The sequence below is a fragment of the Actinomycetospora cinnamomea genome, from assembly GCF_003096675.1.
In the GTDB taxonomy this organism is placed as follows: domain Bacteria; phylum Actinomycetota; class Actinomycetes; order Mycobacteriales; family Pseudonocardiaceae; genus Actinomycetospora; species Actinomycetospora cinnamomea.
Genome location: NZ_QEKW01000001.1, coordinates 946,348 through 970,743, shown reverse-complemented (window position 1 = coordinate 970,743; position 24,396 = coordinate 946,348). Strand labels below are relative to the sequence as shown.

The 24,396-nt window shown below is 74.9% G+C and carries 25 protein-coding genes; 11 read left to right on the top strand and 14 right to left on the bottom strand.

Annotation, left to right across the window (positions count from 1 at the left end):
* Window positions 1–112 precede the first annotated feature (112 nt).
* Complete coding sequence (locus tag C8D89_RS04595; protein WP_116706774.1) at window positions 113–919, top strand: alpha/beta fold hydrolase; 807 nt, start codon at window positions 113–115, stop codon at window positions 917–919.
* 3 nt (window positions 920–922) lie between these two features.
* Here the strand turns inward: C8D89_RS04595 and C8D89_RS04590 are convergent, their stop codons facing one another.
* Entirely contained in the window at window positions 923–1,684 is a 762-nt protein-coding gene (locus C8D89_RS04590; protein ID WP_116706773.1) for an AfsR/SARP family transcriptional regulator, read from the bottom strand.
* 152 nt (window positions 1,685–1,836) lie between these two features.
* Here C8D89_RS04590 and C8D89_RS04585 point away from each other — a divergent pair, with 152 nt between their 5' ends.
* Together C8D89_RS04585 and C8D89_RS04580 are read left to right on the top strand one after the other, a co-directional pair.
* The gene (locus tag C8D89_RS04585; protein WP_116706772.1) at window positions 1,837–1,998 is read left to right on the top strand and encodes a DUF1059 domain-containing protein; all 162 of its coding nucleotides are present in this window, start codon (window positions 1,837–1,839) and stop codon (window positions 1,996–1,998) included.
* 168 nt (window positions 1,999–2,166) lie between these two features.
* Window positions 2,167–3,216: a YihY/virulence factor BrkB family protein gene (locus C8D89_RS04580; RefSeq protein ID WP_243417834.1), complete on the top strand. Its 1,050-nt coding sequence runs from the start codon at window positions 2,167–2,169 to the stop codon at window positions 3,214–3,216.
* Window positions 3,217–3,228: 12 nt separating this feature from the next.
* On the opposite strand, the gene C8D89_RS04575 is transcribed toward C8D89_RS04580, so the two are convergent.
* The 4 genes from C8D89_RS04575 to C8D89_RS04560 form a co-directional block, all read right to left on the bottom strand.
* Window positions 3,229–3,588 carry a VOC family protein gene (locus C8D89_RS04575; protein WP_116706771.1) on the bottom strand — a complete coding sequence of 120 codons (360 nt, stop codon included), beginning with the start codon at window positions 3,586–3,588 and terminating at the stop codon, window positions 3,229–3,231.
* Entirely contained in the window at window positions 3,585–4,520 is a 936-nt protein-coding gene (locus C8D89_RS04570; protein WP_116706770.1) for a LysR family transcriptional regulator, read from the bottom strand. The genes C8D89_RS04575 and C8D89_RS04570 overlap by 4 nt, the downstream gene beginning before the upstream one ends.
* Window positions 4,521–4,612: 92 nt before the next feature.
* Window positions 4,613–5,176 (bottom strand): P-loop nucleotide/nucleoside kinase family protein, encoded by a 564-nt coding sequence (locus C8D89_RS04565; RefSeq protein ID WP_116706769.1) that lies wholly within the window; start codon window positions 5,174–5,176, stop codon window positions 4,613–4,615.
* Window positions 5,177–5,231: 55 nt separating this feature from the next.
* On the bottom strand, window positions 5,232–5,573 hold the full coding sequence (locus tag C8D89_RS04560; RefSeq protein ID WP_116706768.1) for a hypothetical protein: 342 nt from the start codon (window positions 5,571–5,573) through the stop codon (window positions 5,232–5,234).
* 261 nt (window positions 5,574–5,834) lie between these two features.
* Between C8D89_RS04560 and C8D89_RS04555 the strand changes: the two genes are divergently transcribed.
* Window positions 5,835–6,491: a TetR/AcrR family transcriptional regulator gene (locus C8D89_RS04555; protein ID WP_165825539.1), complete on the top strand. Its 657-nt coding sequence runs from the start codon at window positions 5,835–5,837 to the stop codon at window positions 6,489–6,491.
* 33 nt (window positions 6,492–6,524) lie between these two features.
* Here C8D89_RS04555 and C8D89_RS04550 read toward each other — a convergent pair whose 3' ends face one another.
* Genes C8D89_RS04550 through glnT form a run of 5 tightly spaced genes read right to left on the bottom strand, consistent with a single transcriptional unit; the run spans window position 6,525 to window position 13,072 of the window.
* Complete coding sequence (locus tag C8D89_RS04550; RefSeq protein ID WP_116706766.1) at window positions 6,525–7,178, bottom strand: sarcosine oxidase subunit gamma; 654 nt, start codon at window positions 7,176–7,178, stop codon at window positions 6,525–6,527.
* Window positions 7,171–10,041 (bottom strand): 2Fe-2S iron-sulfur cluster-binding protein, encoded by a 2,871-nt coding sequence (locus tag C8D89_RS04545; RefSeq protein WP_243417833.1) that lies wholly within the window; start codon window positions 10,039–10,041, stop codon window positions 7,171–7,173. Before C8D89_RS04545 ends, C8D89_RS04550 begins: the two co-directional genes overlap by 8 nt.
* Entirely contained in the window at window positions 10,038–10,334 is a 297-nt protein-coding gene (locus tag C8D89_RS04540; RefSeq protein WP_243417832.1) for a sarcosine oxidase subunit delta, read from the bottom strand. Before C8D89_RS04540 ends, C8D89_RS04545 begins: the two co-directional genes overlap by 4 nt.
* A 42-nt stretch (window positions 10,335–10,376) precedes the next feature.
* A complete protein-coding gene (locus tag C8D89_RS04535) occupies window positions 10,377–11,687 on the bottom strand; it encodes an FAD-dependent oxidoreductase (protein ID WP_243417831.1) in 1,311 nt (436 codons plus the stop codon).
* 32 nt (window positions 11,688–11,719) lie between these two features.
* The gene (glnT, locus tag C8D89_RS04530) at window positions 11,720–13,072 is read right to left on the bottom strand and encodes a type III glutamate--ammonia ligase (RefSeq protein ID WP_116706764.1); all 1,353 of its coding nucleotides are present in this window, start codon (window positions 13,070–13,072) and stop codon (window positions 11,720–11,722) included.
* Window positions 13,073–13,237: 165 nt separating this feature from the next.
* Here glnT and C8D89_RS04525 point away from each other — a divergent pair, with 165 nt between their 5' ends.
* The 7 genes from C8D89_RS04525 (at window position 13,238) to C8D89_RS04495 (ending at window position 19,586) form a co-directional block, all read left to right on the top strand.
* Window positions 13,238–13,969 carry a FadR/GntR family transcriptional regulator gene (locus C8D89_RS04525; RefSeq protein ID WP_116706763.1) on the top strand — a complete coding sequence of 244 codons (732 nt, stop codon included), beginning with the start codon at window positions 13,238–13,240 and terminating at the stop codon, window positions 13,967–13,969.
* Window positions 13,970–14,165: 196 nt separating this feature from the next.
* Entirely contained in the window at window positions 14,166–15,059 is an 894-nt protein-coding gene (locus tag C8D89_RS04520) for a class II glutamine amidotransferase domain-containing protein (protein WP_116706762.1), read from the top strand.
* Window positions 15,047–15,766 (top strand): glutamate synthase, encoded by a 720-nt coding sequence (locus C8D89_RS04515; RefSeq protein ID WP_243417830.1) that lies wholly within the window; start codon window positions 15,047–15,049, stop codon window positions 15,764–15,766. Before C8D89_RS04520 ends, C8D89_RS04515 begins: the two co-directional genes overlap by 13 nt.
* Window positions 15,763–17,079, top strand: coding sequence for an FMN-binding glutamate synthase family protein (locus C8D89_RS04510; protein WP_116706761.1), 1,317 nt, complete (start codon window positions 15,763–15,765; stop codon window positions 17,077–17,079). The genes C8D89_RS04515 and C8D89_RS04510 overlap by 4 nt, the downstream gene beginning before the upstream one ends.
* A 35-nt stretch (window positions 17,080–17,114) precedes the next feature.
* Complete coding sequence (locus C8D89_RS04505; RefSeq protein WP_207787015.1) at window positions 17,115–17,813, top strand: helix-turn-helix domain-containing protein; 699 nt, start codon at window positions 17,115–17,117, stop codon at window positions 17,811–17,813.
* 47 nt (window positions 17,814–17,860) lie between these two features.
* Complete coding sequence (gene mtnA / locus C8D89_RS04500) at window positions 17,861–18,877, top strand: S-methyl-5-thioribose-1-phosphate isomerase (protein WP_116706760.1); 1,017 nt, start codon at window positions 17,861–17,863, stop codon at window positions 18,875–18,877.
* A 7-nt stretch (window positions 18,878–18,884) separates the two neighbouring features.
* Complete coding sequence (locus C8D89_RS04495; RefSeq protein ID WP_207787014.1) at window positions 18,885–19,586, top strand: class II aldolase/adducin family protein; 702 nt, start codon at window positions 18,885–18,887, stop codon at window positions 19,584–19,586.
* Here the strand turns inward: C8D89_RS04495 and C8D89_RS04490 are convergent.
* The 4 genes from C8D89_RS04490 to C8D89_RS29040 are packed head-to-tail and all read right to left on the bottom strand — an operon-like array spanning window position 19,502 to window position 24,352.
* Window positions 19,502–21,901: a molybdopterin-dependent oxidoreductase gene (locus C8D89_RS04490; RefSeq protein ID WP_423716650.1), complete on the bottom strand. Its 2,400-nt coding sequence runs from the start codon at window positions 21,899–21,901 to the stop codon at window positions 19,502–19,504. The genes C8D89_RS04495 and C8D89_RS04490 overlap by 85 nt on opposite strands.
* Window positions 21,898–22,728 (bottom strand): MOSC domain-containing protein, encoded by an 831-nt coding sequence (locus C8D89_RS04480; RefSeq protein ID WP_116706759.1) that lies wholly within the window; start codon window positions 22,726–22,728, stop codon window positions 21,898–21,900. Before C8D89_RS04480 ends, C8D89_RS04490 begins: the two co-directional genes overlap by 4 nt.
* Window positions 22,725–23,888, bottom strand: coding sequence for a flavin-containing monooxygenase (locus C8D89_RS04475; RefSeq protein WP_165825538.1), 1,164 nt, complete (start codon window positions 23,886–23,888; stop codon window positions 22,725–22,727). Before C8D89_RS04475 ends, C8D89_RS04480 begins: the two co-directional genes overlap by 4 nt.
* A gap of 56 nt (window positions 23,889–23,944) precedes the next feature.
* A complete protein-coding gene (locus C8D89_RS29040; RefSeq protein WP_165825537.1) occupies window positions 23,945–24,352 on the bottom strand; it encodes a hypothetical protein in 408 nt (135 codons plus the stop codon).
* Window positions 24,353–24,396: the final 44 nt, after the last annotated feature.

Here is a 24,396-nt window from a genome sequence, read left to right as displayed (position 1 = left end):
GAGCGCGCTCGAATGCAAGCCGCCCGAGAATTCTCTGCGAGGTCGTGTCGAAGACCGCCACGGCCGTTCGACGCCCGGGCAGAGCCACCCGAGCCCCGGACGGAGCCCCGCCATGAGCACCGAGACGATCGCCCGCCGCACCGGCTACGCCCCCGTCGGCGACCTGCGGATGTACTACGAGGTCCACGGCGCCGACGACGCGGAGGGCACCCCGCTGCTGCTCCTGCACGGCGGCCTGTTCGACATCGACCTGCAGTTCGGGGCCCTGCTGCCCGGCCTGTCGGCGGGGCGGCGGGTCGTCGCCGCCGACTTCCAGGGGCACGGCCGCACCAACGACCTCGACCGCCCGTTGAGCAGTGCGGCCCTCGCCGACGACGTCGTCGGGCTGCTGCGCCACCTCGGCCTGGAGCAGGTCGACGTGTTCGGCTTCAGCATCGGCGGCGCGGTCGCGCTGCACCTGGCGATCACGCACCCCGAGCTGGTGCGCAAGCTCGTGGTGTCGTCGGTGTCGTTCCACCCCGAGGGCATGCGTCCGGAGAACGCCGAGGCCGTGGCGGCCATGACCGTCGACATGATCGAGGGGACGCCGATGGCGGACTCCTACCGCGCGAAGTCGCCGCACCCCGAGGGTCTGCAGGGGCTGCTGGACAAGCTCGGCGCGTTCGACGACGGTCCGGGCTGGAGCGACGCGGACATCGAGGGCATCGCGGCGCCGACCCTGATCACGGTCGGCGACTGCGACGCGGTGCGCCTGGAGCACGCGGTGCGCTTCCTGCGCCTGCGCGGCGGCGACGTCAACGGCGACTTCGCCGGCGTCCCGACGTCGCAGCTCGCGGTGCTGCCGGGGACGACGCACTTCTTCGGCCTCGCCCGCACGGCGCTCGTGCTCGACGTCGTGACGACGTTCCTCGACGGCTGATCGTCACCCCAGGAGCTCCGCGTGGAGCTCCTGGGTCGTCGGGCTGGGCAGGACGCCGAGCTGCTCGCGCAGCGCCCGGCGCATCTGCTCGTAGACCGCCAGGGCGGCAGCCCGGTCGTCCTGCGCGAGGTGGGCCCGCATGAGCAGCCGGTAGCCCGTCTCGGACAGGGGATCGAGTGCGACCAGGGCGCGGGCGCTGCGCTCGGCGCCGGCGAGCTCCCCGGGTCCGAGGTGCAGGCACGCCTCGCCGTAGCACGCGAGGACCCGGCGGTGCTGGTGCGCCGCCTCCTGGCGCCGCTCCTCGCTCCACGGGTCGTCGAAGTCGCCGAGGAGCCCGCGCTGGGTCACGAAGAGCGCGGTGAGGGCGTCGGTCCATGCACGCGGCCAGTCGGCGTGCGCCGCGGCCGACTCGGCGGCGTGCAACGCGCCCGCCGCCACGACGGCGTCGACGATCGACCCGGGCGGCAGGACGAGCTGCAGGCTGCGCCGACCGCGGATCTCGGCCGGTGCCAGCACCGTGCGCACCTTCGACAGCAGCGCCGAGAACGTCCCGGACGCGCCCTCGCCGGGGCGGGCGGGGCTCCACAGCACGTCGATCAGGGTCGACCGCTCGACCGCGCAGCGCTGCGAGAGCGCGAGCACCGCGACGAGGAGACGGGCGCGACGCCCGGGCAGCAGGTGCTCGACGCCCCGTCCCTCCACCGCGAGGGCGAACCGGCCGTGCAGCTGGACCCGCACCGGGGGAGGGCCGTCGGTCTCCGCCATGACAGTTCCCCCGTGCCGCGTGGACGGCCCGGAGTCTAGTGCGGCCGGCCGCGGCCGAGGACCGTCGTGACGACCGTCCGACGACAAGGTTCCGGCAACGCCGTCCCGGGAGGCTGCTCGGTGGCGGAGCACCGGACGAGGGGAGCAGGGCGATGAACCAGGTGACGTGCGAGTGCGGGTTCGAGGCGCGGGGCGCGGCCGAGGGACAGGTCGTCGACCAGGTCCTCTCCCACGTGCGGAGCGCTCACCCCGACCTCGTCGGCCAGGTGACCCCGGACGTGGTGCGCGGGTGGATCGAGCTGGTGCCCGACTGACGGCCGGACCGGGGTCGAGAGGGCGGGCGGGGGCCTCGGCCCGGCCGCACTCGCGCCCGACCCGCACGCGGTCGCCGCCCGCGGCTGCGGGGACTCGGCCTCCGAGGCGGTGATGGGGAGGGCACGCATCGGGTACCAGCGCCGGCAGCCGACCCGAGGAGACCGATCGTGGGTGTCGTCGTCCGACTGCTCTCCGCCCTGCTCGTCGTCCGTTCCGTCGTGCAGGGCCGCGACGCGGACGCCCCGCCGCGACGGCGGTCCGACCCGCTGGCCGGCCAGGGCACCGGTGTCCCGGGCGCGCGCGCCGGGACCCCGGCGCAGGTGCCGGCCCGCGGGTGGTGGCAGATCGTGCGCCGCGCGTTCAAGGAGAGCAGCGCCGACAACGTCAGCATGCTCGCCGGCGGCGTGGCGTTCTTCGGGTTCCTGGCGATCATTCCGGCGCTCATCGCGCTCGTGTCGCTCTACGGGCTCGTGGCCGACCCCGCCCAGGTCGCGGCGACGATCGAGGGCCTGAGCGAGGCGCTGCCGGAGAGCGCGCAGCAACTCGTGGCCGACCAGATCGGCGCGGTCGTCGGCGCGGGTACCGGCAGCCTCACCACCGGACTGGTCATCTCGGTGCTGGCCGCACTGTTCAGCGCCTCGAGCGGCACCCAGAACCTCATGGCGGCCATCAACATCGCCTACGACGAGACCGAGAGCCGCGGCGCGGTGAAGCTGCGCGCGATCGCGCTCCTGCTCACCGCCGGGGCGGTCGTCTTCGTCGTCGTGTCGATCGTCCTCGTCGCCGTCGCGCCGGTCGTGCTCGACGCGCTCGGGACGACCGGGCGCGTCCTCGGGCAGGTCGTGCGGTGGGTGCTGCTGGTCGGGCTCGTCGTCCTGGGTCTGGCGGTCGTCTACCGCGTCGCGCCCGACCGCGACGCGCCCCGCTTCCGCTGGGTGACGCCGGGGTCGTTCCTCGCGACGGTGCTCTGGATCGTCGGCAGCATCGCCTTCAGCTTCTACGTCGACAACTTCGGCAGCTACAACAAGACCTACGGCGCCCTCGCCGGCATCGTGGTGTTCCTGCTGTGGCTCTACCTCACGAGCTACATCGTGCTGCTGGGGGCGGAGATCAACTCCGAGGCCGAGTACCAGACCGAGCGGGACACGACCAGGGGCGAGCCGCAGCCGATGGGCATCCGCGGCGCGGCGAAGGCGGACGACGCGGTCGACCCGTAGGTCGGCGGAGGGTCACCGCGGCGCCAGCACGCAGAACTCGTTGTCCTCCGGGTCGGCGAGCACGACCCAGGGGTGATCGGGCGCCTCGTCGAGCACGCGCGCACCGAGTCCGACGAGGCGCTCGACCTCGGCCCGCTGGTCGTCCGTGGCCGCGACGTCGAGGTGCACGCGGTTCTTGCCCGGCGTCGGGTCGGCCACGGCCTGGAACAGCAGCACGACGTCCCCGACCAGCCCGACGCCGATGTAGTCGGTGCCGTGGGCGTCGGTCCACCGCTGCACCACCGACGTGTCGAGCACCGCGCACCAGAAGGCGGCCAGCGCCTCCGGGTCGCGCGCGTCGACGGCCACGGCGAGGGGACGAGAGCTGCTCATGGGCCCTGATGATGGCGCGTTCCCCCGTCCGGCCGGCCGCCGGTGCCCCCGCCCTCCGGCGCCTGCTCGAGGTGGGCGTGCAGGGCCCGGGCGGCGGGCGACAGGTGCCGCTCGCCGCGGTGGACCAGGCCGACGGGCGGGTGGTGCAGCGCGGGGCGGACCCGGTGGAGGCCGACCGCCGGACCGGGGTGCCGGACGGTCGACGCGGCGAGCACGGCGACGCCGAGGCCCGCCGCGACGAACGCCTGGACGGCCTCGGGCGTCGCCGCCTCGAAGGGCACGTCGGGGCGGAAGCCGGCGTCGGCGGCCGCCGCGTCGAGGGCGCGGCGCAGATCGCTGTCGGGCGGCAGGCACACGAACGCCTCGTCGCGCAGGTCGGCGAGGTCGATGCGCGCCGACCGTCCGAGCCGGTGTCCCGGCGGCGTCAGCAGCACCAGCGCGTCCTCGAGCAGCGGCGTCGTGGTGTGGCCGCGGGGGAGGTCGTCGTGGACGGGACCCAGGACGAGGTCCACCTCGCCGACGGCGAGGTCGGCCAGCAGGGCGGCAACGCTCCCGGAGCGCACGGTCAGCAGCACGCCCGGGTGGCGGGCGGCGAAATCGGCCAGGGCCGCCGCGAGGTCGAGCCCGCCGAGCACCGGCGCCGCGCCCAGGACCACCTGTCCCCGCAGCGCGCCGGCGAGGTCGGCGGCCTCGTCTCGGGCGGTCTCGAGCTCGGTGAGCACCCGCCGCACGCGGGCGAGGAAGAGCTCGCCCGCCTCGGTGAGCCCGACCCGTCGCGTCGTGCGGGCGAGCAGGCGCACGCCGAGCTCGTCCTCCAGCCGTCGGACCTGGGCCGAGATCGCGGGCTGGGCGGTGCCCAGGTGCTCGGCGGCCCGGCTGAACCCGCCGTACCGCACCACGGCGTCGAGGGAGACGAGCTGGCGCAGCTCCACCGATTCATCGTGCGGCGTGATGAGTCGCAGCACAAGGCGGACTCGAGCTTATCGATCGCCGCCGCAACCGAGCACCGCCGTCGTCGTCGCGCTCACCGTTGCTGCCGCAGAGCGCGCCGGAGCTGGCCGTCGATCGTGCCCGAGGCGGTGTCCACCACGAGGTGCGGCACCGGCGGCGGGACGTCGGGGCGCATCCGTGCCACGAACGCGTCGAAGTCCTCGAGCTTGCCGACGTCCCGCGCCCGCCCCCGGACCTCGAGTCGCCGCCGCAGCGTCGCGGCATCGCACGAGACCCACACCAGGCGCACCGGCTCCCCGCCGAGCTCGTCGACCCACGCGCGCCAGCGCTCCGGGTCGCGGATCTGTCCGGTGAACGGCGCGCTGAGCAGCACCGGGCACCCGCGCTCGCGAATCTCGCGCGCGGCGGCCGTCATCCCCGCGTACTCGTGCACCTTGACGTGCTCGTCGTACCAGGGTCCCTCGCGCTGTCCGTCGGGACGCCCGGCGGCCGCGAGCGTCGCCGCGACGAACCCGCCGTAGAGCGTGTCCTTGTCGAGCAACGCCGGGACGGGACGCCGGAGGGCGAGCAGCCGGTCGGCGACGGTGCTCTTGCCCGCCCCCGGCGCGCCGGCGACGACCCACACCTCCGCGCCCACGGCATCAGCCTGGCACGCGTCGGCGTGGTCGACGGAGCCGGCCGCTCGGGTGCCCTCAGACCGGCAGGGCGTCGACCCCGCGGGGGCAGCGGGCGAGGAAGCGCGCGGCCGCGGGCGGACCGTCGTCGAGCTGGTTCCAGCCGCTGACGAACACCCCGCGCTCGGCGAGCACCCGCACGGCGACGGCCTGGGCCACCGCGGCGCGCACCCGCGGCGCCGCACCGCGCGGCGCGAGCGGGATCGCCGCGGCGACCCGTCCGCGGCGCACGCACTGCAGCGACCAGCCCTCGGGGGCGGGGAGCTCCTCGCGGACGAGCACGTACTCGATCGGCGCGTCGGACGCAGGCGTGGCGATCACCCCGGGGGCGATGAGGTCCAGGTCGCGATTGGTGATCACGAGGCTCCCCTTTCGCGAGGTCCTGGGCGCAGCTCCGATACGGATCAGGTGTGTATCGGATCACAGCGACGGTAGCCGGTCCGCCACCGGGGAGCAACACGCTCGGTATCGAAACGAGAGGTGACCCCCGGCCTTCGGCCGGGTTTTCACACGGACGGCCCACCAGGGCGAGCACTCCCGGGTACCGCGAGCGTGACGACACCGCACCACGCGGTGAGACACCGTGTTTGTCCCGTCCCGCCCGCTGGACACCTTGCCGTGGTGCACCCCGCCGACGAGATCGCCTCCGGGCCGGGCGCGCCGCGGGCGCAGCGGGTCGCGACCGCCGACGGGCCCGTGACGGTCGCGGGTCGTCCGCGCAACGCCCAGATCGACCGCACGGTGCTCGCGGTGGCGCTGCGGCACCTGCGGGCGTCCGGTCTGCAGGGGCTGTCCGTGGCGGCCGTGGCCGAGGAGGCCGGCACCACGCGGGCCGCGGTCTACCGGCGCTGGGCGGGCCGCACCGAGCTCGCGATCGCAGCGATCGGGACGATCGGCCACGACGTGCCGCCGGAGCCCACCGGGGACCCGTTCGCCGACCTCGTCGCCGAGCTCGCGCGGTTCCGCGACTTCGTCGTCGAGTCGGACGCCACCGCGCTCGCGGCCACGGCCCTGCTCGACGGCACCGACCCGCGGGTGCGCGAGCAGTTCCGCCGCCACGTGGTGGAGCCCCGGCACCGGCGCTTCCGCGCGTGCCTGCGGGCGGGGGTCGAGGCCGGCGCGCTGCGCGGCCGGACCGACTACGCGATGGCCGAGGACCTGCTCACTGGGTCGTGGCTCGCGCACGCGGTACGCGGCGAACCGATGACCGGCGACTGGGCCCGGCGCACGGCCGCGATGGTGTGGGCCGCCTGCGGAGGCGTGCCGCGCGAGCCGTGACGCCGCGGTCAGGATGACGGTCCGGCTGAGGGGTCACGCTGACGACGGGACCAGCCCGCGGAACCCGGTGACCTCGAGCCCCGACGGCGACCCGGCGTCCCGCAGCGCGTCGACCAGGTACTGACCCGACGAGCGCTCGCAGTGCAGCAGGTAGGACCGGACGCCGCCGTCGTCGTCGCGCACGAGGTCGGTCACCACCGCGGCGACCGATGTCCGCAGCGCCGTCCCGTCGGGGGTGACGTGGTCCGCGAGGTCGATCCCGCAGACCCCGGCCAGCACGACCGGCGCGGCCGCGCCGTGCAGGCGCACGAGGGCCCGGCCGTGGGTGAGGTCGAGGACCGAGACGAACTCCCCGGTGCCGGCGAGGCGCTCCTCGAGCGCCGCCCGGATCGCGGCCGCTGTGCCGGGGGCGCCCAGCGCCAGCCACTCGCCCGGCGCGGAGCCGACGAGCAGGACCTCGCCCGCCGTCCCGAGGCCGACACGCGCGGTGCGGCCGAACGACACCCCCAGGGCGTCCCGCGCGGCCCCGCCGAACGGGGCGCGCACGAGCACCTTGGCCAGCGGGGTCTCGTCGGAGAGCGTCAGCGGTGCGGTGGACACGCGGGCGCAGACCTCCCACCCGGCGACGACGACCGTCGGGTCCGTGGCGATCGGGCTGCGGGCGAGCGGGACGGTTTCCTCAGACACGCTGGCGTTCCCCCTGGGGGTCGACGTGGACGCGCTCGGTGACCTCGGCGGTGACGTCGCTGCCGTCGGGCAGCCGGACCGTGACGTGGGTGCCGACGACGGCGAGCTCCGGGTCGAGCTGGGCCAGCCCGATCGCGCGCCCGAGGGTCGGGGACATGCGGCTCGACGTCACGCGCCCGGCGATCCCTCCCGCGCGGTCGAGGATCTGGCTGGCCTCGGGCGGCACGATCGACCCGTCGAGGGGCTGCAGGCCGACCAGGCGGGGGTGGGTGCCGCGCTGGTGTTGCCAGACGAGCTCGGGCTTGCCGAGGAAGTCGGGCTTGTCGAGCTTGATGAGCTCGTCGACGCCGGCGCTGAACGCCTGGGTGAGCCCGTCGGTGTCCTGGCCGACGATGGCGTGGCCCTTCTCCAGGCGCAGGACGCGTTGGGCCTCGACGCCGAAGGGCCGCACGCCCAGGTCCGCGCCGGCGTCGAGGAGGCGCTGCCACACGTGCAGGCCGTAGGAGGCGGGGACGTGGATCTCGTAGGAGAGCTCGCCGGTGAACCCGATGCGCCAGAGGACGCAGTCGGCGATGCCGGCGACGGTGCCGGTGCGCACGTTCATGTAGCCGAACGCCTCGGCGGAGAGGTCGACGTCGGTGGTGAGGCGGGCGAGCAGGTCACGGGAGCGGGGGCCGGCGATGTTGATGCTGGCGTAGGCGGTGGTCACCGGGGTGACGTGCACCCGCCAGTCGGGGTGCGCGGTCTGCAGCCAGTTCTCGACCCACTCCCACACCGTCGCCGCCCCGGAGGAGGTGGTGGACATGAGGTAGTGCTGCTCGCCGAGGCGCCCGGTGACGCCGTCGTCGAGCACGACGCCGTCCTCGGCGCACATGACCCCGTAGCGCACCCGGCCGATGCCGAGTTTCTGCCACTTGTTGACGTAGAGCAGTTCGAGCAGCTTCGCCACGTCGGGGCCCTGCAGGTCGAGCTTGCCGATCGGGGTGACGTCGATGATCCCCACGCCGGTGCGCACGGCGGTCACCTCGGCGGCGGGGTCGCCGTAGTGCTCGGGGCGGATCCACTGCCCGGCGACGAGCGGGACCGCGCCGTGGCGTTCGTGCCAGGGCTGCATCGGGGAGTACCGCACGGGCTGGTGGGGGCGTCCGGCCAGCGCGCCGAGGGTGATCGGGGCGTACATGGGGCGCCAGGTGGTGGTGCCGGTCTCGGCGATGCTGCGGCCGGTGGCGGCGGCGAGGATCGCGACGGTGTTGACGGTCTCGAGCTTGCCCTGGGTGGGGCCCATGGTGGCGGTGGTGTAGCGCTTGGCCAGCTCGACCGAGTCGTAGCCCTCGGCGACCGCAGTGGTGATGTCCTTGGCCGAGACGTCCTCGGACAGGTCGACGAAGCCGCCGGTGCCGGCCGAGAACAGCTCGGGGTGCTCGTCCACGGCGAGTGAGGGGACCGCGACCGCCGAGCCGGCACCCGCGCCACCCGCGGCACCCGCACGGCGGGCGGCCTCGCGGCCGACGGCGTCGGCGTGGGCGACGAGCTGGTCGAGGTCGCCGTCGCCGGCGATGCCGCCGGCGGCGAGCACGTCGTCGGGCATCCGGGCGGGGTCGGGCCGGAACCGCGCGGCGCGCGGGTCGTAGACCGGCTGGTCGCCGGACTGGTTGAGCAGTGAGGTCGGTGCGGTCCACCCGACCGCGGTGACCAGCAGGTCGGCCTCGACGCGGCGCCCGTCGCCGAGCTCGACCGCCCGCACCCCGTGGCGGCCGTGGGCGGCGGTGACGGTCTCGCCGCGGCGGGCGTCCACCACCGCGGCGACCTCGACCCCCGCGGACTCGAGGTCGGCCACGGCGGCGTCGCCCTCGGGGTTGGCGGTGAGCACCACCGCCCGGTGGCCGGGCCTGACCGCGTAGAGGTTGATCAGCCGGCGGGCGGCGGTGGACAGCATCACCCCGGGCAGGTCGTTGCCGGCGAAGACGTAGGGCCGTTCGACGAGGCCCGGGGCGACCACCAGGGTGCCGGCGCGGGCCTTGATCAGCCGCTCGTCGATCCCGGGCAGGCTGCGCGCCACGATCGGGATCCAGTTGTCGTCGTAGCGCGCCTCGACCACCGCGTCGGTGAGCACCTCGATGCCGGGCTGGGCGGCGACCGCGGCGGCCAGCTCGCGCAGCCGCGCCCGCTCGGCCGGCCCGCCGAAGCGCAGGTGCCCGCCGAGCTGGTGCTCCTCCTCGACCAGCATCACCGTCGCTCCCGCCCGCGCGGCGGCCACCGCGGCCGCCATGCCCGCGGGGCCGCCGCCCGCGACGACGACGTCGGGGTGGGCGTAGCGCTGGTCGTAGCAGCCCGGGGCGCTGTCGGGCGGGATCTCCCCGGCGTGCACGAACGTGCGGAGCACCTTCTCGTAGAGCGGCCACAGCGGCTCGGGCTTGATGAAGGTCTTGTAGTAGAAGCCGGTCGCCAGGAAGCGTTCGACGAGCCCGTTGACCGCCTTGACGTCGTAGCGCAGCGAGGGCCAGGTGTTCTGCGAGCGCACGTCCATCCCGGCGGCGACCAGCCGGTGCGCGGCGCGCACGTTGGGCTCGTCGCCGACCTGCACCATGGCGCCGGGGTCGAGGTAGCTCGCGGTCAGCACCCCCCGCGGCCGGTGGTACTTGTAGCTGCGCGAGAACACCCGCTCCCCGGCGGCGGCGAGCGCCGAGACGATCGTGTCGCCGGGGTGGCCGGTGTAGGGGGTGCCGTTCCAGCGGAACTCCACGCTGCGCTTCCGGTCGATGACCTCGCCCTCGCGGGGCGCGAGCCGCATCGGGGCGGGACCACCGGCCCCACCGGCGCCGGTGGCGGATCGGGCGCGCCGGCTGGTGGGCAGGATGCTCATCGGGCGTCCTCCGCTGCGTTCGGCGCTGCGTCCAGCTGCGTGTCGCGGGCCGAGCGCACCTCGTGGGTGAGGGTGTTCCGTTCGACGGTGAGGAATCGGCGGCAGCCGGCGGAGTGGTACCAGGACTCGGTCTGCCAGCCGCGGGGGTTGTCGTGGACGTACAGGTAGCGCCGCCACTGCTCGGGCGTGGTCGTGGCGGGGTCGGGTCGGGTCCCGGCCGCGCCGTGGAACCGGAACTCTCCCGCGTGGCGGGGCCCGCACCAGGGGCAGGGGAGCAGCATCACAGTGATCACCTCGGGAAGGGCACGGGAAGGGGCGGGTCGGCGGGAGTCGGGCTAGTGGCCCACCGCGGCCGCTCCCTTCTCGCCGACGAGACGTCCGTCGGCGAAGCGGTCGAGCCCGAACGCGGAGATGATCTCGGGCGGCTTGCCGTCGGCGATGCAGGCGGCCATCGCCTCCCCGGAGACCGGGCCGGCCTTGAAGCCGTAGGTGCCCCACCCGACGTCGACGTAGAACCCCTCCACCGGGGTCGGGCCCATGATCGGCGAGTAGTCCGGGGTCATGTCGCACAACCCGGCCCACTGACGCAGCAGCCGCATCCGGTGCAGTGCGGGCATCAGCTCCAGCACGTGCCCGGCGATGCCCTCGGTGAACTCCAGCGACCCCCGGATCGAGTACGAGGCGAACGGGTCCACCGAGGCGCCGAACACCAGCTCGCCGCGGTCGGTCTGGGACACGTAGACGTGCAGCGTCCCCGAGACCACGACGGTGTCGAGGAACGGGCGCACCGGCTCGGTCACCGCGGCCTGCAGCGGGAAGGTCTGCACCGGCATCTCGACCCCGGCCTGGTGCGAGACCAGGCTCGACCAGCCCGCGGTGGCGTTGAGCACCACCGGGGTCGCGATCCGTCCCCGGTTCGTGCGTAACCCGCGCACCCGGCCGTGCTCGACGTCGATGCCGGTGACCTCGGTCTGCTGGTGGATGTGCACCCCGTGCGCGTCCGCCCCGCGGGCGTAGCCCCACACCACCGCGTCGTGGCGCACGATCCCGCCCGGCGGGTGGTACAGCGCCCCCAGGATCGGATAGCGGGTCTCGGCCGAGGTGTCCAGGTACGGCACCAGCTCGCCGATGCGGTCCGGGCCGATCACCTCGGAGTCCACGCCCTGGAGCTTGTTGACCTCGGTGCGCCAGCGCATCGTGCGCAACGAGGCGTCGTTGTGGGCCAACGTCAGGTGCCCGCGCTGGGAGAACATCACGTTGAAGTTCAGGTCCGCGGCCAGGTGCTCGTAGAGCTGGATCGACCGGTCGTAGAAGCGCACACCCTCCGGCGTGAGGTAGTTCGACCGCAGGATCGCCGTGTTGCGCCCCGACCCGCCGCTGCCCACGTAGGCGCGCTCGAGCACCGCGATGTGGCGCATGCCGTGGTCCCGCGCCAGGTAGTAGGCCGTCGCCAGACCGTGCACCCCGCCACCGATGATCACCGCGTCGTAGCGGTCGCGCAGCTCGTGCTCCCGCCACGCCCGCGGCCACCCGGACCGCGAGAGCCCGTGACGCAGCAGGCTCCAGGCCGAGTAGCCGCGCAGCCCCGACCTGGTGCGCGCGTGCCCGTTGCCGTTCGTGCGGGCTGTGCCGTGCGAGGTGGACACCGAGGTCCTCCAGTCCGTTCCGGTCCGGGGTCTCACGCCTGGGTCAGGTACCGCCGGACCTCCCAGTCCGAGACGGAGGCGTGGTACTCGTCGAACTCCTGCTGCTTGACCGCGGCGAAGTAGTCGATGAAGTCGCCGCCCGAGGTCTTGCCGAACGCGGCCCGCAGGACGTCGTCGGCGACGAGCTCCTCGACGGCCCGGTCGAGCGTGCGCGGCAGGTGCTGGATGCCGCGGGCGCGCACCTCGTCGGGGTGCAGGGCGAAGAGGTTGTCGTCGGTGACCGCGCCCGGGTCGAGCTCCCGGTCGATGCCGTCGAGGCCGGCGGCGAGCAGCGCGGTGGCGGCCAGGTAGGGGTTCGCCGACCCGTCGACCCCCCGGTGCTCGATGCGCCCGCCCTCGGGCACGCGCAGCATCACCGTGCGGTTGTTGCCGCCGTAGGCGACGTAGGCCGGCGCCCAGGTCGAGCCGGAGGTGGGGGCGCCGACGCCGATGCGCTTGTAGGAGTTGACGGTGGGGCAGATGACGCCCGCGACCGCCCGGCCGTGCTCGATCAGCCCGCCCAGGTAGTGGTACGCGAGGGGCGACAGGCCGAGCGCGTCCGACGTGTCCTCGAACAGCGGTGTGCCGTCCTGCGTCCACAGGCTCTGGTGCACGTGGAGCCCGTTGCCGGTGACGTGGCTGAACGGCTTGGGCATGAACGTCGCGACCATGCCGGCGTCGTGCGCCAGCATGTGGATCATGTAGCGGAAGAAGATCGTGCGGTCGGCGGTGGTCAGCGCGTCCGCGTAGTGCCAGTTGTTCTCGAACTGGCCGTTGCCGTCCTCGTGGTCGTTCGCGTAGTTGCCCCACTGCAACGTGTTCAGGTGCTTCGACACGGTGGACAGGTGGTCCCACATGCGCGTGAGGCCCTTGACCTCGTAGCAGGGCTTGGCGGCGGTGTCGTGCGGGTCGGCGATCTCCAGGGTCCCGTCCTCGCGGCGGCGCAGGAGGCTGTACTCGAGCTCGGTGCCGGTGTTGAGGATCCAGCCGCGCTTCTCGGCGAGCTCGTCGAGCTGGCGGCGCAGGATCACCCGGGGCGCGTAGGGCCACGGGCGGCCGTCGACGTGCGGGTCGCAGTGCAGCACCGCGACACCGGGCTTCCACGGCAGGGGCGTGTACGACCTCGGGTCCGGGACGGCGAGCACGTCCGGGTCGGCCGGGGACTGCCCGAGGTCGCCCGCGGCGTACCCGGCGAAGCCGGCACCCCCGTCCATGAGCAGGTCGAACGACGAGAACGGGACCGCCTTGGCGCACGGCTTGCCGTGGAGGTCCACGAACATGGCCAGGAAGAACTCGATGCCGTCGGCCTCGGCGCGTTCCCGTAGATCGCTCCGTGCGTCACCCATGGCGGCCTCCTCCGTCGCGACGACCGACGACCTCGTCGGGCCTGCAAGGTGTGGACTTAGGACCATTGGTCAGGCAACCGGGCCGGGGGCGGAGTGTCAACCCCGTCACACCCGCCGCTCGCGCGTGGATCACGCAGGGTGACGGCTCGCGGTACCCTCCGGCTCATGGCCCGCCAGGTCACGTCCACCACGCTGGCGCAGGCGGTGGCCGACCACCTCAGGATGCGGATCCACCGCGGTGACGTCAGCCCGGGAGAGCGCCTGCCTGCGGAGCGGGAGCTCGCCGAGCAGCTGGGTGTGGCCCGCATCAGCCTGCGCGAGGCCATCCGCCAGCTGCGCGAGGACGGCTACGTCGAGGTCCGACGCGGCTCGAGCGGAGGCACCTACGTCACCGAGCTCCGCCGGCCGGCCGAGGCGTGGCGGGCGCGCATGCGGGCACAGGTGGGCGAGATCGACGACATCCTGGACTTCCGGATCGCGCTGGAGACCGAGACCGCGGTGCTCGCCGCGCGCCGGCACACCGAGAGCAGCCTGGTCCCCGTGCGCGAGGCGGTCGAGGCCCTGCACGACGTCATCGGCCGGACCGCCTTCCGCCAGGCCGACTCCCGCTTCCACATCGCCCTCGCCCGGGCCGCCCGCAACGAGCGGCTGGAGGAGGCCGTCGAGACGGCTCGCGGGGAGCTCTTCAGCCCGCGGGACCTCCTGCCGTTCCGGGAGCCGGTCGAGGAGACCCTGCGTGATCACCAGGCCGTCCTCGACGCCGTCCGCCGGGGGGACGCCGACGGTGCGGCCGAGGCGATGCGCGCGCACCTGGAGCATTCGCGCCGCCAGCTGAGGATCATCGTCTTCGGCGCCGACGAGGACGGGGTGGACGACGCGGAGTGGCCCGCCAGCTGAGCCACGCCGCCCACGGCCTGGACACGGTGTGGGGTGGGACTCCTATCGTTGCCGTTCGTCTTGGTCTGCCTTTCAGACCAAAATCGGGTGCACCCGCGACGCCGCGTCGGGGAGGCCTCGACGTTTCGTACGGCGCAACGTAGTTTCGTGGTAGTACTCCGACCCGGTCCTCCTTGGACGCAGGAAGGTGAGCCCCGTGTGCGGCATCATCGGTCTCCACCTCCGCGATCCCGAGCTGCACCCGATGCTCGGCCGCCTCCTCGACGACATGCTGTGCGGCGTGTCCGAGCGCGGGCCCGACTCGGTGGGCGTCGCCGTGTACGGCGACGACCGTCGCAACCCGGGGGGCCAGGCCGCCGTGTCGGTCCTGCGGGCTCCCGGCGATCTCGACCGCTCCGTGGCCGCGCTGCTGCCCGGGACACCCGACGTCACCGCGAGCCGGGCGGGGGACACCACCGTGCTCACCGCACCGGTGACGGGGGAGACGCTCGCCGCCGCGGTGACCGCCGCCGCTCCCGAGGCGCTCGTCGTCGGGCGGGGCGACGACGTCGTGGTCTACAAGGGCGCGGGCCACCCGCAGGACCTCGCCCGGACCTACGGCCTGCGGGAGGTCAGCGGCTGGCAGGGCCTCGCCCACACCCGCATGGCCACCGAGTCCGCGATCAACCCGGAGGGCTGCCACCCGTACTCGGTGGGGCCCGACCAGTGCCTGGTGCACAACGGGTCGTTCTCCAACCACGCCACGATCCGCCGGGAGCTCGAGCGCAGGGGCGTCACCTTCGACTCCGAGAACGACACCGAGGTCGGCGCCCGCTTCGTCGCGGCGTGCCTCGCCGACGGCGACGACCTCGAGAAGGCCCTGCTGCGCCTCGGGGAGACCTTCGACGGCTTCTACACGCTGCTCGTCACGACCGCCGACGGCTTCGCGGTGGTCCGCGACGAGATCGCCTGCAAGCCGGCCGTGATCGCCGAGCACCCGCGCTGGGTCGCCATGGCCTCGGAGTTCCGGGCACTGGCCGAGCTGCCCGGCATCGGCGAGGCCCGCATCTTCGAGCCGGATCCCGGCAAGGTCTACACGTGGCAGCGCTGAGCCGGGCCGAGGCCGGGGAGCGGGACCCCGCCCCGGCGGTGACGGTCGACCTGCACGAGGTGGGGGTCCGCGCGCTCAACGCCGAGCTCCACGCCCCGACCGCGCGGTCCTACGAGGTGCTCCACCCCGCCGGGGCCCACTCGATCGCGGCGGGCGTCCACGACGAGATCGACGTCCGCGTGCGCGGCCATGCGGGCTACTTCTGCGCGGGGATGAACCAGCGCGCGCACGTCGTCGTCGACGGTTCGGTGGGCAACGGCGTCGCCGAGAACATGATGTCGGGCTCGGTGCGGGTGCGCGGCGACGCGTCGCAGTCCGCCGGCGCCACGGGCCGCGGTGGGCTGCTGGTGATCGAGGGCCGGGCGTCGATGCGCTGCGGGATCTCGATGAAGGGCAGCGACATCGTGGTCGGCGGCGACATCGGCGCGATGGGCGCGTTCATGGCGCAGGCGGGCCGGCTGGTGGTCTGCGGCGACGCGGGCGACGGGCTCGGTGACTCGATCTACGAGGCGCGGCTCTACGTCCGCGGCAGGACCGGCACGCTCGGGGCGGACTGCGTCGAGAAGGAGATGCGCGACGAGCACCGCGCCGAGCTCGCCGAGCTCCTCGCGGCGGCGGGTCTCGACCACCGGCCCGAGGAGTTCCGCCGGTACGGCTCGGCGCGGACCCTCTACCACTTCACGGGCGACCACGGGAGCTACGGATGAAGGACCCCGCCGAGCGGGGGCTGCGGGAGTCGGCCACGTTCGACCGCGCCACCATCGCCGCCATCCAGCACGCCGCCCGCACCGGCGTCTACGACATCCGCGGCTGGGGCGCCAAGCGCGCCGTGCCCCACTTCGACGACCTGCTCGTCCTCGGTGCCTCGATGTCGCGCTACCCCCTCGAGGGCTACCGCGAGCGCTGCGACACCGACGTCGTCCTCGGCGACCGCCACGCCACCCGTCCGCTGCACCTCGACATCCCGGTGACCATCGCCGGCATGAGCTTCGGCGCGCTCTCCGCGCAGGCGAAGGAGGCGCTGGGACGCGGGGCCAGCGAGGTCGGCACGTCGACGACCACCGGCGACGGCGGGATGACCGACGAGGAGCGCGGCGAGTCGAAGACGCTGGTCTACCAGCTGCTGCCGAGCCGGTACGGGATGAACCCGGACCACCTGCGGGCCGCGGACGCCATCGAGGTCGTGCTCGGCCAGGGCGCGAAGCCCGGGGGCGGCGGGATGCTGCTGGGGCAGAAGATCTCCGATCGCGTGGCCGACATGCGCACGCTCCCGCCCGGCATCGACCAGCGCTCCGCCTGCCGCCACCCCGACTGGACGGGCCCGGACGACCTCGCGATCAAGATCGGCGAGCTGCGGGAGATCACCGACTGGGAGAAGCCGGTCTACGTCAAGGTCGGCGCCACCCGGACCTACTACGACGTCAAGCTGGCGGTGGCCGCCGGCGCGGACGTCGTCGTGGTCGACGGGATGCAGGGTGGCACGGCCGCCACGCAGGAGGTGTTCATCGAGCACGTCGGCATCCCGATCCTCGCGGCCATCCCGCAGGCGGCGCAGGCGCTGCGCGAGCTCGGCGTGCACCGCAAGGTGCAGCTCGTCGTCTCCGGCGGCATCCGCACCGGCGCCGACGTCGCCAAGGCGCTGGCGCTGGGCGCGGACGCGGTGGCGATCGGCACCGCCGCGCTCATCGCCCTCGGCGACAACGACCCGCGCTTCGCCGCCGAGTACGAGGCGATCGGCTCGGCCGCGGGCTACTACGACGACTTCCAGGACGGGCGGGACCCGGCCGGGATCACCACCCAGGACCCGGAGCTCGCCGCCCGGCTCGACCCCGTCGAGGCCGGTCACCGGCTCGCCAACTACCTGCGGGTGCTGACGATGGAGACCCAGACGCTGGCCCGCGCCTGCGGCAAGGCCCACGTGCAGCACCTCGAACCCGAGGACCTCGTGGCGCTCACCGTGGAGTCCGCCGCGATGGCCCGGGTGCCGCTGGCGGGCACGTCCTGGATCCCCGGCAGCTGACCGGCCGCCCGGGTGCACCGCGTTACGGTGGGGTCGTGAGCCGGCCGGCGAACGACGCGGCGAACGAGGGGGAGCCCCAGGAGACCCCTCCGCCCGGTCCCGCGGCCCGCGAGATCACCGGCCCGGTCGACTCCCGCGGCTGGCTCGAACGGGCCATCGCCGTGCGCGTGCGGGAGCTGCGCCGCCTGGGCGGGGCGACGGTGGCGGAGGTCGCGGCGCGCGCCGGGATCTCCAAGGCCACCCTGTCGAAGATCGAGAACGCGCAGATCTCCTGCAGCCTGACGACGCTCGCCGGGCTCGCGGAGGCGCTCGACGTGCCCGTCACCTCGTTCTTCCGCGGCGCCGAGGGGCCGCGCGAGGCGGTGCACACGCCGGCCGGCGCCGGGGCGCGGATCGTCGCCCGGGGCACGCGGATGGGGCACGACTACACGCTGCTCGGCGGCCTGCGGGGCCCGCACCAGCGCATGGAGGCCCACCTCGTCAGCCTCACCGAGCGCAGCGAGGTGTTCCCGCTGTTCCAGCACCCGGGTACCGAGCTGCTCTACGTGCTCGAGGGCTCGATGGTCTACGGGCACGGCTCCTCCAGCTACACCCTGCACCCCGGCGACGCGCTGCAGCTCGACGGCGAGGGCGTGCACGGGCCGCGCGAGCTGCTCACCCTGCCCATCCGCTTCCTGTCCGTCGTCGCCCACGCCCATCCCGAGGACGCCGCGCACGACGCGGGCCACGCCTGACGACACCGGGGCTGGCGCCGCCGGCGGGTGGTGGCGAGAGTGGGGCCATGGCGCGCACGGTGGACTGGGACGACGACGGGGTGATCACAGCGATCGACCAGCGCGCGCTGCCGGCCGAGTTCCGCGTCCTGCGCCTCGGCACGGTGGACGCGCTGGTCGCGGCGATCGCCGACCTCACGATCCGGGGCGCGCCCGCGCTGGGCGCGTCGGGGGCGCTTGGCGTCGCTCTCGCCGCCCGCGCCCACCCGGGAGACCCGGACCGTGTCCGGGCCGAGGCGGAGCGGGTGGCGGCGGTCCGCCCGACGGCGGTGAACCTGCGCCGCGGTGTCGAGCGGGCGCTCCGGCGGCTCGACGACGGCACGGACGCGGTGGTCGCCGAGGCACGCGCGGTGCTCGACGAGGACGAGGCCACCAACCGTCGCCTGTCGCGGCGGGCCGCGGACCTCCTCACCGAGCTGTGCCCGGGACGCCCCCTGCGCCTGCTCACCCTCTGCAACTCGGGGGCGCTCGCCACGGTCGCGTGGGGCACCGGCCTGGGAGCGGTGCGCGAGCTCGCCGAGCGCGGGCTCGTCGACGAGGTCCTGGCGTGCGAGACCCGCCCGCTCCTGCAGGGCGCGCGCCTCACCGTGTGGGAGCTCCACGAGATGGGCGTGGCCCACCGGCTGTGCGTCGACTCCGCGGGCGCCTCGGCGATCGCGCGCGGGCTCGTCGACGCCGTGGTCGTCGGCGCCGACCGGGTGGCCGCCAACGGCGACGCCGCCAACAAGATCGGCACCTATGCGCTGGCCTGCGCCGCCGCGCAGAGCGGCGTCCCCGTGGTCGTGGTGGCGCCCGACTCGACCGTCGACCACGCCACGGCCTCGGGCGCCGACATCGTCATCGAGGAGCGGGCGGCCGACGAGGTCCGCACGGTCGCGGGCGTACCGACGACGCTGCCCGACACCCCGGTCTACAACCCGGCGTTCGACGTCACCCCGGCCCGGCTGCTCGCCGCGGTCGTGACCGAGGCGGCCACGTTCCGCCACGGCGCCTGGACGGTCGAGACCCCGGTGCCCGTCCCGTGAGCCTGTCGTGAGGCTGCGCGCCGAGCGCGAGGCCGTCGTGGCCCACGCCCGGCGGATGGCCGCCGACGGGCTCGCGGTCGGGACGTCGGGCAACCTCTCGACGCGGGCGGGCGACCTGGTCGCGATCACCCCGACCGGCGTCCCGTACGACGTCCTGACCGCCGAGGACGTCGTCGTCGTCGACCTCGACGGCACGCCGGTGGAGGGCCGCCTGCGGCCGTCGTCGGAGGTGCCGATGCACACCGCGGTCTACCGGGGCACCGACGCCGGCGCCGTCGTGCACACGCACCCGGTGCACGCGACGGCCCTGTCGACCCTGCTCGACGAGCTGCCGCCGATCCACTACATGGTCGTGCTGCTCGGGGGTCCGGTCCGCGTCGCGCCCTACGCGCCGTACGGCACCGAGGAGCTCGCGCGCCTCGGGGTCGAGGGGCTGGCGGGGCGCTCGGCGGTGCTGCTGGCGAACCACGGGGCCACGACGTACGGCGACGACCTGGCCCAGGCCTACGAGCGCGGCGTCCTGCTCGAGTGGCTCTGCCGGCTCTACGCGCAGGCCCGCGCGCTCGGCGAGCCCCGCCTCCTCGACGCCGAGCAGCTGGAGCGGGCGCGGGTCGCGTTCGGCGGCTACGGCCAGGGCGGGGGATCGGCGGGTGGGGGATCGGCGGGCGGGGGATCGGCGAACGCCGGCGGCGCGTGGGGGTCGCGATAGGGCACCGGCGCGGCCACACGCTCGATCGCGACCAGCACCGACTGCGCCGCCGTGGCCTGCGAGAGCCGCGAGGCGGGGACGTCGCGGGTCAGGACGTTGGGGTTGCCGTGCAGCTCGGGGCTGTCGTCCGCGCCGGGGTCGAGGGGCGTCCACCAGGCGCCGGTGGCCAGCAGCGCGACGCCCGGGACGACGCCGTCGGACACCACGGCGCCGACGTGGGTCTCACCGCGCGCGTTCCACACCCGCAGCACGTCGCCGTCGGCGACGCCGCGCTCCTGCGCGTCGCGCCGGCTCACCACGCACGGCTCGCGGCCGGCGATCTTGGATGCCGCGCTCACCCCCGCCATGTCGAGCTGGCTGTGCAGCCGCGTCCCGGGCTGGGGCGAGAGCAGGTGGATCGGCGTGCGGGCGGTCGCGGTGCCGGCCCACTCGGTGGGCTCGAGCCAGGTCGGGTGGCCCGGGCAGTCGTCGTAGCCGAAGCCGTCGACGGTGGCCGAGAACAGCTCGATGCGCCCCGACGGCGTGCCCAGCGGGGCGTCGGCGGGGGAGCGCCGGAACGCGGCGAGCGGGGGCGGGGGCGCGGGGAGGTCGTAGCGGTGGTGCCCGTGCGCCCAGAACGCGTCGAAGGCGGGCAGCGGGTGGCCGCGCCCGGCGGCGGACCGGCGCGCCTCCTCGTACATCGCGCGCAGCGCCGCCGCGTCGTCCCGCCCGCCGGTGTAGGCGTCGGCGACTCCGAGGCGCTCGGCGAGCGCGGCGAGGATGGTCCGGTCGTTGCGGGCCTCGCCCGGCGGGTCGACCGTGCCCTTCATCGCCACGAGCCACGGGTCGCCGGAGGTGGCGGCGATGTCGTCGCGCTCGAGCGTCGTCGTGGCGGGCAGGACGACGTCGGCCATGCGCGCGGTCGGGGTCCACCACGGTTCGTGGACGACGACCGTCTCCGGGCGCTGCCAGGCGCGGGCGAGCCGGTTGAGGTCCTGGTGGTGGTGGAACGGGTTGCCCCCGGCCCAGTACACGAGCCGCACGTCGGGGTAGCGGTGCACGGCGCCGTCGAAGTCGTAGGGTTCGCCGGGCTGCAGCAGCATGTCCGCGAGCCGCGCGACCGGCACGCGGACCGGGCACGGGTTGGGCCGCGGGTGGAACGCCGGGGTGCCGAACGGCCGGTACGTGCCGCCGGTGCGCCCTACGCAGCCGTACCCGAAGCCGAACCCGCCGCCGCGCAGCCCGATCTGCCCCAGATAGGCGGCGAGCGCGATCACGCCCCAGTAGGGCTGCTCGCCGTGCTCGGCGCGCTGCAGCGCCCAGGTAGCGGTGATCAGCGTGCGGCCCGAGCGCAGCCGCCGCGCCAGGTCGGTGATCGTCTCCGCCGGGACGCCGGTGATCGCCTCGGCCCAGGCGGCGGTCTTGTCGACGCCGTCGGCGTGGCCGCGCAGGTAGGCGCGCAGCCGCGCGTCGCCGACCGTGGCGCGTGCCACGAAGCCCTCGTCGACCGCGCCGTCGGCGTCCAGGCAGCGCATGAGGGCCAGCAGCAGGGCGGTGTCGCTGCCGGGGCGGATCGGCACCCACTGCACCCCCGGATGGTCGGGGGCGTCGCCGCGCACGGGGTTGACGTTCACGACCCGCGTCCCGGCCGCGAGCACGCGCGCCAGGCCGTCGCGCGCGAGGTGGTCGCCGGTGCCCCCGGACTCCATCTGCACGTTCTTGGCCGGCGCGCCGCCGAGCAGGAGGAACGTGTCGGTCTCGGCGGCGATGTCGTCCCACGTCGCGACCTGGCCGGTGACCGCCGAGGCGTCGCCGACGACGTGCGGCAGGATCCGGTCGGCCGCGCCGTAGCTGTAGTTCGACACCTGGCCGGAGAACCCGCCGAGGCAGGCCAGGAAGTGGTGGAGCTGGGTGCGCGCGTGGTGCAGCCGCCCCGCGCTGGCCCAGCCGTAGGACCCGCCGAAGATCGCCTCCGGTCCGTGGCGCTCGCGCGTCCCCGCCAGGGCCCCGGCCACGAGGTCGAGCGCGGTGTCCCAGGAGACCTCGACGAACGGGTCCGCCCCGCGCCGGCCCCCGGTGCCGCGCAGCCACGGGGCCCGCGCCGCGGGGCGCGTCACGCGACCGGCGGCGTGCACGGCGCCGGGCAGCGAGCCCAGCAGCGGCGACGGGTCGCGGTCGTGCTCGAAGGGCACCGCCGCGACGAGACGGCCGTCCTCGACGCGCGGCCGGAAGGTGCCCCAGTGTGCTCCGTGGATGGGTGCTCCGTGGATGGGTGCTCCGTGGATGGGTGCTCCGTGGATGGGCGCTCCGTGGATGGGCGCTCCGTGGACCGTCACCGCAGGGTCACCGCGTCCCCCCGCCGCACCGTGCCGCCCCGCACGACCTCCGCGTAGACGCCCGCGCACGGGAGCACGCCGAAGCCGGGCACCTCGATGCGGTTGCCGCTCAGCAGCGGCCGCAGCGCCTCGGGGGCGCGGGGCAGGTCGCCGTGCTCGAGCGTCGGCACCGAGCAGCGCGGGGTGGGCAGCACGACCCGCAGGACCGCGTCGCCGACGGCCAGCTCCCGGCCCACCCAGTCGGTCTCGGCGAACGGCGCGGCGTCGGCCTCGGTGTCGGTGGCGGTGTCGGGCCCGGTGTCCAGGACGAGGTTCGGGCGGTAGCGCACGGGGTCCACGCCGATGCGGTCGAGTGTCGCGGTGGTGATCAGGTGCACCGGCGCGTAGTCCACGAACGTGTCCGCGGCGCTGCCCTGGGCGATCTCCAGGGTCGGCGCGGCGACGGTGGCCTCCACGCCGTGCTCGAGCACGTCCTCGGGGTCGGGGCGCTCCACCGCCGACCCGGCGGCGCGGCTCGCCGCGACGGTGACCGCGCGGCCCAGGTCCGCGGTGAGCTCGTCGACGAGGCGCGGGTCGTCGACGTCGCGCGTGCGCCCGTCCGGCGCGGTGACCCGCACCCGGTCGTCGGCCGTCGTGGCCGAGTACTGCAGGAGCCGGCGCCAGAGCCGCGGGTGCTTGGCGGTGGCGACGAAGCCGGTGGTGGCGTCGAGCAGCCCGTAGCGCCGGTCGAGCGGCAGGCCCGCGGCGTCGAGGTCGGCCTGCTCGAGCCGCTCGCCGAGCATCGACTTGACGGGGTAGCGGGTCAGCGTGGCCACACGCACGGTCATCGCTCCTGGAGCTCGGGGGTGGGGACGGCGGGGGCGGCCGGACCCGGGCCGGTGGCGACCAGGTCGGCGGCGGCCCCGGCGACGCGGGTGGCGTCACGCTCGAGCTGCCGGCAGGGCGCCGCACCGGATGCGGTCACCGTGAACAGCGCCGGGTGGCGCGCGGGCAGCCCGAGGTACTCGCGTGCCGGCGGGCCGGCGTCGGGGTCGTCGGTGACGACGAGGACGTCGAGCTCGGTCGCCGCGCCGTCGGTGAGCTCGAGGCCCGTGGGCCCGACGCGCGCGACCTCCTCGGACCGGACGAGGCGCACGTGGTCCCGGCCGAAGGCCTCGAGCCACCCGGAGTCCCGGGCGACCGGACCGGGCCCGCCGTGGGGCACCAGCACCTCGGCGAGCCGCTCGTCGCCGAGCCGGGCGCGCATCGCCGCCCGGTCGGATGCGGGCGGGGCGGGTGCCTGGGCGTCGCGGAGCTCGGCGAACCGTGCCCGGTAGTCCTCGCGCTCGCGCCAGCCGTACACCGGGTTGGACCGCGCGACGACGTCGCGCGCCCGGTCCGCCACGACGGTCAGCCCGGCCACCCGGTCGACCACCGCCGGGACCAGCTGGATCGCCGCCGCCGTCGTCCCGACCACCCCGACACGCAGCCCGGCCAGGTCGTGGCCGTCCTCCCGCCAGGACGCCGTGCGCAGGACCGTGCCGCTGAAGCCGCCCGTGCCGAGGCCCGGTTCCACGGGGAGCCGCCCGGTGCACGTGACGAGCACCGGCGTGCGGACCGTGTCGTCGCGGTCGGTGCGCACGGTCCAGGCGCCGTCGTCGTAGCGGGCGGCGGTGACGGTGGTCGACAGCGCGATGTCACGCCGCAGGTCGAGCCGGTCGGCCACGAAGCGGAACCAGCGCTGCACCTCGTAGCCCGCGGGATAGCGCTCGCTCCAGCCCCAGTCGCGGTAGAGCGACTCGGAGAAGGAGTACTGGTAGAGGTCGCACTCGGTGTCCAGCCGCGAGCCGGGGTAGGCGTGCCACCACCACGTGCCGCCGACGTCGCCCGCCGCGTCGAAGGCGCGGACCCGCAGCCCCCGCTCGCGCAGCAGGTGCAGCACCGCCAGCCCGGCGAACCCGGCGCCGACGACCACGACGTCGAACGCTCCTGCGTCGCCCGGTCCCACGCCGGAATCCGAACACGTTCGTGCGGTCCGGGCAACGAGGGGACGCGAGGGCTCCGTCAGCCCGACCGCCGCCGGAGGACCAGGACCGTGGTGACGGCCAGGACCACCGTGCCGATCGTCTCCACGACCAACGTGGTCGGCGCGAGGTCGTAGTCCAGGCTCGAGCGGATGCCGAAGAGGCCGACGGTCAGGGCGAGCACGAGCGCCAGCCACGACCCCCCGAGGAACAGCAGCCCCAGCACGGTGGCGACCGGCACCAGCCGCCCGCGCGCGGCCAGGATCGCGACGGCGAGCACCAGGCCCCCGATCGCGTTGAGCACGAACAGGTCGCCGAGGACGCCGCCGGTGCCGTTGAACACCAGGTAGAGGTGGATGCCGCCCATCGCCAGCAGGAACACCGCGCTGAGGGCCCGCCAGCCCGGCACCGGCGCGGACGGTGCCGTCCCCGGGCGTGTGTGCGTCACCGGCACAGTGCACCACCGCCCGGGTTCCCCGGGAAGGTCCACGC

Bases quoted from the DNA above. Each gene is read 5' to 3' on its own strand.
- C8D89_RS04595 (WP_116706774.1), top strand. From the start codon at position 113: ATGAGCACCGAGACGATCGCCCGCCGCACCGGCTACGCCCCCGTCGGC.
- C8D89_RS04590 (WP_116706773.1), bottom strand. From the start codon at position 1,684: ATGGCGGAGACCGACGGCCCTCCCCCGGTGCGGGTCCAGCTGCACGGC.
- C8D89_RS04585 (WP_116706772.1), top strand. From the start codon at position 1,837: ATGAACCAGGTGACGTGCGAGTGCGGGTTCGAGGCGCGGGGCGCGGCC.
- C8D89_RS04575 (WP_116706771.1), bottom strand. From the start codon at position 3,588: ATGAGCAGCTCTCGTCCCCTCGCCGTGGCCGTCGACGCGCGCGACCCG.
- C8D89_RS04545 (WP_243417833.1), bottom strand. From the start codon at position 10,041: ATGAGCATCCTGCCCACCAGCCGGCGCGCCCGATCCGCCACCGGCGCC.
- glnT (WP_116706764.1), bottom strand. From the start codon at position 13,072: ATGGGTGACGCACGGAGCGATCTACGGGAACGCGCCGAGGCCGACGGC.
- C8D89_RS04525 (WP_116706763.1), top strand. From the start codon at position 13,238: ATGGCCCGCCAGGTCACGTCCACCACGCTGGCGCAGGCGGTGGCCGAC.
- C8D89_RS04510 (WP_116706761.1), top strand. From the start codon at position 15,763: ATGAAGGACCCCGCCGAGCGGGGGCTGCGGGAGTCGGCCACGTTCGAC.
- mtnA (WP_116706760.1), top strand. From the start codon at position 17,861: ATGGCGCGCACGGTGGACTGGGACGACGACGGGGTGATCACAGCGATC.
- C8D89_RS04480 (WP_116706759.1), bottom strand. From the start codon at position 22,728: ATGACCGTGCGTGTGGCCACGCTGACCCGCTACCCCGTCAAGTCGATG.